2 protein-coding genes and 1 pseudogene are annotated in these 1,761 nt (G+C 39.1%); all 3 read left to right on the forward strand.

From position 1 onward, the window contains the following. Window positions 1-389 (forward strand): hypothetical protein (locus tag G631_RS0115970; RefSeq protein ID WP_242829116.1); only part of this gene is annotated, 389 nt, incomplete at its 5' end. Between the two features lie 10 nt (window positions 390-399). After that, window positions 400-1,308, forward strand: coding sequence for a hypothetical protein (locus G631_RS0115975; RefSeq protein ID WP_155833951.1), 909 nt, complete (start codon window positions 400-402; stop codon window positions 1,306-1,308). A 35-nt stretch (window positions 1,309-1,343) separates the two neighbouring features. Further along, window positions 1,344-1,679, forward strand: a pseudogene (locus G631_RS19560) (flavodoxin family protein); the annotation flags it as partial. Window positions 1,680-1,761: the final 82 nt, after the last annotated feature.

A 1,761-nucleotide genomic window follows, 5' to 3' on the forward strand; every position in this document is an offset into this window, starting at 1 on the left:
GATTCATCCCACAACCGATTTCATCGGAAGGGGTTTTCTCGCACGATATTTATAATAAATCTATGTTGATAAGAGGAAAGGTAAAAATGAATATTGATGTAAATCTTAACATTCACTATACAGCTCCAGACCATGTTTGGGAAAATATTGGTAAAGTTTATGAATCCATGCCATACTGGGCAGGAAATGATAATGGCCCCAGTTGGAAAGGCGAAAGCGTGGATCTTTGGGCATCAGTCGAACCAAGCGGGATACAGCTTGCGGGTGAAATGCCACAAGATATTTGGGAAGAGTGGTATCAGGATCTTAAAGAGAAGCTCACCAAAGTTCTTGGATATGAGATAGGGGAGCCAGAAGATGGCTATGATTTTAAGTATGATTGGGACTAAGAGGAAAAGAATGGACATATACAAGAAAATGAAAACTACAAAAAAGCTGATCAAGTTGCTGATTTTTCTTTTGCCTATATTGCTGATGTACTCATTTAGTGTAACAGCCTATGCTGATATGGGAGACAAGCCCTCTGTTGACCTGACAATAATTAATCCGCCGGAAGGCGAATATTATGTCGGGCTATTGCAGTATACTAGTAGAGAGGACAATCTGGAAAGTTTGACAAACTCGCCGCTTACGGTGAATTACAGCAATCAGGAAGAAATTGAGGAATATCTGGAAAATTTTTATTATGATGGCTGGTATTTTTTTGATTATCCAAACACATGGATGAACAGTCTTAAGTCTAATGAACGACATAAATATAGCTTTGATTACTGGGCACCATCTTATTTCAGGGCGGTCGTAATAGACAAGTACGGAAATGTAACTATAAGTGAGCCATGTGACGCTGTTGAGTACCATTGCTATGCTACGATGGATTATTCTACTGGAGAACTGTTAGAAGATACTACAACTCAGCTACGCAATCGGATTTTAAGCACTATTAGAAATGTGATGTTTACTTATATCATTGAGGGCCTGGTTCTGGTGTTTATGTTTAAATATCCGTTGACTAAAGGTAATATACTGGCGTTTATAATAGCAAACGGTGTAACACAGTTCTTTCTAAACAGGTTGATGTATTTTAAACCCATACGATTAGGAATGGCTATGCTGCTGGCATTAGCTATCATGGAAATTATAATATGGGTTGGGGAAGGAATATTCTACGGTTTTGTGCTCAGGTGCAAAGATGGCTATGGTAATTTCTTGAAGAGCTTTGGCTATGGAATAGTAGCAAATCTGCTGAGTATGTTCGGCGGGTTTATAATAATCGGTATAGGATACTTTATTTTGGCAGGTATAAGGTAGGAGAGGAGCGATAACGCTATGGCAAAGGTTATTTTATGGACAGACTTTTTTACAGCACTTCATTCTCCAAACATATGAAGGTTGGAGCAGCTGTTGTTAGTGCAAGAAGAGGTGGCAACACAGCTAGCTTTGATGTCCTTAATAAGTACTTTACAATAAGCGGAATGCCTGTGGCTTCCAGCACATATTGGAATCAGGTACATGGATTCACTGCTGAAGATGTTAAGAAGGATCTTGAGGGACTTCAGACCATGAGAAACCTGGCTAGAAATATGTCATTTATGATCAAGGCATTTGCAGATGCCAAAGAGAAGTATGGCCTTCCTATAGTTGAAAGGGGCGCATTTACAAGTTTTCCGGATGGCAAATAACGTCAAGAAAAAAATGTTAAAAAAGTTGTTGACACTAATATAGGCCAGTGATATATTTATATACGTTGCTGCTGCGGACACG

The organism is Butyrivibrio sp. XBB1001, from assembly GCF_000424505.1.
Taxonomy (GTDB): Bacteria; Bacillota; Clostridia; order Lachnospirales; family Lachnospiraceae; genus Butyrivibrio.